This window comes from Hanamia caeni (genome assembly GCF_003721595.1).
Classification (GTDB): Bacteria; Bacteroidota; Bacteroidia; order Chitinophagales; family Chitinophagaceae; genus Ginsengibacter; species Ginsengibacter caeni.
Map to the genome: position 1 here is coordinate 21,161 of NZ_RJJR01000010.1, position 6,697 is coordinate 27,857.

Here is a 6,697-nt window from a genome sequence, read left to right on the forward strand (position 1 = left end):
CATATTCGCGGTCTGACCTATGGTGCTGACCACTACCTCCATACCCGCGGTCTGACCTACGGTGCTGACCGCTTGCCGCTTAATACATCACTTTAATTACCTGCGTTTTTCCATCAGGCCTCAACACCTGGAGCTGATACACCCCATGAGCCAGATGGTAATCCCAATTGATGTTTTCAGTGGCATTGCCGCCCGCATGCTCTACCTGTTTGGCTATGATGGTTTGTCCCAACGGATTGAGCAATCTTAAGCCATACCTTCCTTTTGGCTGATTCACCAGTTGCAGGTGGATAATACCATCTGTAATCGGGTTCGGATAGATGCCTATTGATGGCTTGCCCAGCGGTATAGCCACTTTCACCACTTCACTATAACTTATTTTGCCGGTCTGCTCCTCAATGCGGATGCGGTAATAGTTATCACCCGGCGTAGCCTTATCATCCAGCCATTGGTAGCTGGCCGATTCGTTGTTGGCAGCGGCTACTATACCTGCCTGTTTAAAGCTTACGCCATCTGTTGCTTTTTCGACCGCATATTGCTTCACGGCGTTTTCATTTTCCACTTTCCAATCTACCCGGATGTCTTCATCTTTCTGAGCTGCAGTAACTGATACCAATTTTACCGGTAATACTACCGCTGTTTTGAATACAATCCTGAAACGGTTGGCAGCATAAGAGCCTTTATCACTGGTTACGGCAAAATCCACATTGGTAATGCCTTCCATATCCATCGGGGTCCTTGTGTTCAGATAAGTATCTTCTATAAAGCCTTCCACTCCCTGTGATGACAATCCCCGGGCTTTAAATTCCAGGCGGTAGTTCTGCTTCGCCATGCTGCTCATGTTATACCGGATGGTATCCTGTTCTGTAAGCGGTGCCCTGCTTTCTACCACCAGGTTCACACCTGATGATGTTTTGATGGCAAGGTTATTCGCGCTGTTCATGATCTTTCTTGCATCATACCTATCCAATTTGCCTGTGAAACTCTTATCGAACATTTGTAAAGTTCCATCGGCAAGGATAGTGTTACCGCCAGCCTGTATTGCGAACAAAGTCGTCGCAAGTTTCACGGCTTTACCAGTTTGGGTTTGCACTCTGAATGGGTTGTAATTATTCGTTGACACTTTTGCGTCTTCTGTAAAGATTACTTTAGTGTCAGTATTCAAGTCTTCCTGAACCAGGAATGCCTGCCCGGATTGAATCATATCGTTTTGTACTGGGCCCGGTACAGAGAAATAATGGGCTCCGTCCCACACCAGAGTATTCCATCCTCCAACACCATATCCTTCATTAAGCACAGGACTCCATACATAAAAAAATTGTAAATGCGTGTCGGTAATCCCCGTACCTGTCTGCTGCACTTTGGTCATATCCACTGCTGATGGGTAAGGGTTGCCAATAGAGAAGAATACATTATTTGCTGTCTGAGCCGGGACATCCCGTGGTTGAATATGCGTAAAAATGGCACCTTTTGACCTCAGTGTGGTTGGCTTGGCGGTAGTAACAGTTGTACCGTCTACACTCCTGTCGCCCCTGACAAAGGCGTAGTATCCCCTTGGATTATACAAAAGGTCAGCGGTATTGGCAAATTCTTTCCATGCGCCTGTTCCTTCATCCCACGATTTTACAGATGGAGCTATGCTTGGCGCTCCATCGTAGCCGGAAGTTCCCAGTGTACCGTTAAACTGGGCGCCATAGCCTACTATGGTACTGCTTTGATTTTCCATCCAGCTTTCCTTAAGGGTCTGGCCTTGCGTAGGTGTTGCCAGGTACTGCCATGATTTGGGATGGGTGCCTGACGTAGTACCGATGTTGATATAACGTTCTACCTCTACCTGCCCGGATACAACGTTATTTGCAGCTAAAGCGCCTATGCTTGCGGTATTGTCTTTGGTGGATTTTAAAGTCAGATTATTACCGGTAGTCAGTGTAGTATTGTCAATGCTAAAGGAAACCAGGCCGGTGATATTTAAGGTATCGCCGGCGGTATTAGCCACATTTACATTATTACTGATGATAAGGTTCTTAACCGTGTTATTCTTGCCCGGAATATTATTCTTAAAATTACTTCCTGCTATATTTTGAGTACCGGTTGTACCATTGAATTCCACAGTACCGTCGGTAACATCAAATAAGCCGTTGTTGGTGATGCCACCAGCTAGCTGCATGGTGTTGCCGGTAATTTTTGCAGAAGCACCAGCATCTATCTGCAAATTAGTGATAGTAGCCATAGGACCTGTACTCAATATCGGGTAATTGCCCAGAGCCACTACAGGAATCAGGACAGTAGGACAAGTAGTATTTGGTACCGAACCATCTGACCAGTTTCCACCGGTATTCCAATCAGTAGTGCCAGTAGCACCTGTCCAGACATTTTTAAGTTTTAAAGCTACTGAATTAGAAGGAACCGAATTGCTACAAGGGCTTGGCGCAGAAGCAACGACCCTATAAAGATATGTTGCCATAGCAAGAGTAGTGGCAGATATATTTAAAGTGGGTGTGGTAAATCCTGAATATGGGGCTGCAGATATATTTAACCATGTAGTTCCTCCATCAGTACTTACCTGCCACTGAGGCGTACCGCTTATTGTAGCAGAAATGCTTGCGGAACTGCCAACGCATTGAGCAGCACTTGCAGCTGGCTGTGTGGTAATAGATGCCGGAGCGCTTACAGTAATTGTTATTGAAGAAGTTTTATCTCCACAAGTACCATGTGTAGTTAAATTATAAGTAAACGTACCCGCTGCGGTTGGTGTATATGTTGCAGAATTTCCCGGAGCAATCACTGTGAACTCGGAAGGCCATGTATAAGTTAACGGTTGATAAGGACCGAGAACATTAACATCATCTAATGCCCACGCACTTCCGGATGTACCAGTGTATAAAAATTTAATTTTAACGTTTGCCTGTCCAAGGTAGGCGTTTAAATCAATGGTTTGGTGACTATTGAAAGGATTTTGGGCAATGTTGGGAGATGAGCTATTATAGGTTGCCAATGTTGTCCATGTGGATCCGCCATCAATTGAAATTTGGACCTGCCCGGATGCTGTCCCGTTGAAATTGTATCCCTGGTACCAATCGAGTGTGAGCGATGTTCTGCCAATAGTACTAAACAGAGGCGTAATTAACGAATCTCTTCCACTTGGATTTAGTGTAACGCCGCTAACGACCTGGTATTTGTTGCCAGAGGGAGCGCCCGAACCATATTGGTAGGTGCCATATACTTTTCCGGATCCGTTAGTTGCTTCCCCCCAATTGTTATTTGGGCCACCATTACTGTTATTGGCATTCCCTCCTGTCCAACCAGCAGGGTTCGCCTGATTGAAATCACCCCCTAAAATTGAATCTCTTGATTGATAACCGGTAGTAGAGAGAGTTAGTGGGTTACCGAGGCAAATGACGCTGGCCGGCGATGCAGTAATCGGCGAAGAAATAGTAGAATCAATTGCTATTAACACTGGTAAAGAATAAGCGATGCTACATGGGCTGCTTTGAACGACGGCCCTAAAGTATGTGGTGGAATTTACGGTACCAATTGTAGCAGACGGAAGTGTTGTTGTAGCATTGCTAATGTCTTGCAGACCCACCGTAAAGGCAGGGTCAGATGCCTTCTGCCATTTCACAACTGAACCGATATTGCCGCTTAGTGTTATGTCAGCAGCCATATTGCCGGAGCAAACGATTTGATTAGCAGAGGCGGTGCCGCCAAAGGAAGCAGGAGTAACCATTATAGTTCCCGTTGCATTGACAGCTCCGCAACCTCCGCTCAACGGAATACTGTAGTTAAATGTTCCCGATGCTGTTGGAGTTCCACTTATCGTGATAACATTCGATGACCATGCAGCCGTTACCCCACCTGGCAAACCTGTAGGGGTGCCGATTCCGGTAGCACCAGTAGTAGCAATGGTAATAGCAGGACTGATTGCAGTATTGATGCATAAAGTTGGTGAAGATGACGGGATGCCCGCAGTATTTGCAGGAGTAACCATTATAGTTCCCGTTGCATTGACAGCTCCGCAACCTCCGCTCAACGGAATACTGTAGTTAAATGTTCCTGATGTTGTTGGAGTTCCACTTATCGTAATAACATTCGATGACCATGCAGCCGTTACCCCACCTGGCAAACCTGTAGGGGTGCCGATTCCGGTAGCACCAGTAGTAGCAATGGTAATAGCAGGACTGATTGCAGTATTGATGCATAAAGTTGGTGAAGATGACGGGATGCCCGCAGTATTTGCAGGAGTAACCATTATAGTTCCCGTTGCATTGACAGCTCCGCAACCTCCGCTCAACGGAATACTGTAGTTAAATGTTCCTGATATTGTTGGAGTTCCACTTATCGTGATAACATTCGATGACCATGCAGCCGTTACCCCACCTGGCAAACCTGTAGGGGTGCCAATGCCGGTAGCACCAGTAGTAGCAATGGTAATAGCAGGACTGATTGCAGTATTGATGCATAAAGTTGGTGAAGATGACGGGGCGCCTGCAGTATTTGTTGGAGCAATCGCTGCTGTTCTCACAACTTGTGCAGAAGGCCCGTTACAACCACTGGCAGTAACCTGTATATCAACAGAACCTGAAAATCCATTTGCCCAGGTCATTACACCTGTTGCTGCATCGATAGAACCTGCAGCAGCATTACTTATTGACCAGTTGAAGCCAGTGTTATTAGTTGCCGTCGTTGCATAAGTTGTTGTCGTTGTTCCATTCAGTAACTGACATGTGGGTTCTGTTCCTGCGGATACAGTAATAGCTGTTGGAGTACCAACTGTTGGATTAACAGTTAAATTTGCCACGTTCGATATCACCTGCGAGCATTGTCCTGCAGGACCGCTTACTACTACATCATAGCTTCCTCCATCAGCTGGTGTAAGTCCGGTAATAGTTAAAGTTGCGCTGTTTGCTCCTGAAATATTTCCACCATCAAATATTGAGTTTCCATTCCTTCTCCATTGATAAGTATTTACTGTTCCGGTTGTCGACACAGTAAATGTCTCAGTGCTTCCTTCACATTGAGGTTGGCTTGTGGGAGTAATAGTTGCTGTGATTGTTTGGTTTACGGTCAAAATCGCATCAGCAGAAGTTTGAGGAAAACAAATATTGCCTGCACCACTTACCAACACAGTATAAGTTCCCCCATCGCTTTGCTGCGCTTTTGCTATGTTATAAGTTGATGAGGTAGCACCTGCTATTGGATTTGTACCGAGATACCATTGATATGCAAGACCTGTGCCTGTTGCAGTAACTGATAAGCTTGCAGGGAAAGAAAGACATACCTCTTGTGATGCCTGGGGCTGAACGGTAATAGAGATTGGTTCATTTACTGTAATCTTTGTGGTTCCTGCATTTAGATTAGCAACGCAGGGCGCTCCTGTTGTACTTTCTGCTCTTAAATAATAAGTTGTCGTTGCTGTTGGACTCACTGTTAAACTTCCATCCGCTGCCACGGTTCCAGGGGCTGCAGTTGTATAGCCTGAATTGGTATACCATTTCCATACTGCTCCCGTTCCTAAAACGCCTCCTGTTTGTGTTAAGGTGGTACTGCTTCCATTACAAATAGCAACAGGACTACTTAAAGAAGTTGGTGCTACTGAAGGCTGATTTACCGTTACCGTTACGCTTCCGGTTGCCGCTACCTCAGTTGCACAAGGCGTTCCTGTGCTACTTTCCGCCCTTAAATAATATGTTGTAGTGGCAGTTGGGCTGACCGATAAACTACCATTAGCGGCAACTGTACCCGGAGCTAGCGTATTATAACCTGCATCTGTGTACCATTTCCATGTGGCGCCTGTTCCTAAAACCCCTCCTGTTTGGGTTAATGTAGTGCTGCTGCCATTACAAATTGTAACGTCTGCACTCAACGATGTTGGCGCTACTGAAGGTTGGCTTACTGTTATTGTTACATTTCCCCCAGCTACATATTGACTACATGGCCCGTTTGTAGCAGTTTCTGCTCTCAAATAATAAGTTGTAGTTACGGTCGGACTTACTGTTAAACTACCATCTGCTGCCACTGTTCCCGGAGCAAGAGTTGTATAAGTTGAATTGGTATACCATTTCCATACTGCTCCTGTTCCTAAAACGCCCCCCGTTTGTGTTAATGTAGTACTGCTTCCACTACAAATAGTAACAGGACTACTTAAAGAGGTGGGTGCTGCTGAAGGTTGATTTACGGTTACCGTAACGCTTCCCGCTGCTGCCACATTCGCTGCACATGGGCCTCCTGTGGTGCTTTCTGCCCTTAAATAGTATGTTGTAGTGGCAGTTGGGCTAACCGATAAACTACCATTAGCGGCAACTGTACCCGGAGCTAGCGTATTATAACCTGCATCTGTGTACCATTTCCATGTGGCGCCTGTTCCTAAAACCCCTCCTGTTTGGGTTAATGTAGTGCTGCTGCCATTACAAATTGTAACGTCTGCACTCAACGATGTTGGCGCTACTGAAGGTTGGCTTACTGTTATCGTTACATCTCCGCCTGCCACATATCGAGTGCATGGTCCGTTTGTAGCAGTTTCTGCTCTTAAATAATAAGTAGTAGTCGTTGCCGGACTTACTGTTAAACTACCATCTGCTGCCACCGTTCCGGGCGCAAGAGTTGTATAAGTTGAATTGGTATACCATTTCCATACTGCTCCTGTTCCTAAAACGCCCCCCGTTTGTGTTAATGTAGTACTGCTTCCACTACAAATGGT

Annotated in this window: 1 protein-coding gene; it reads right to left on the reverse strand. The window is 45.9% G+C overall.

What is annotated here, in order from left to right; translation table 11 throughout:
- Nucleotides 1–79: 79 nt before the first annotated feature.
- Nucleotides 80–6,697: Ig-like domain-containing protein (locus tag EFY79_RS21445; RefSeq protein WP_158605214.1), on the reverse strand; the 6,618-nt coding region annotated here is incomplete at its 5' end.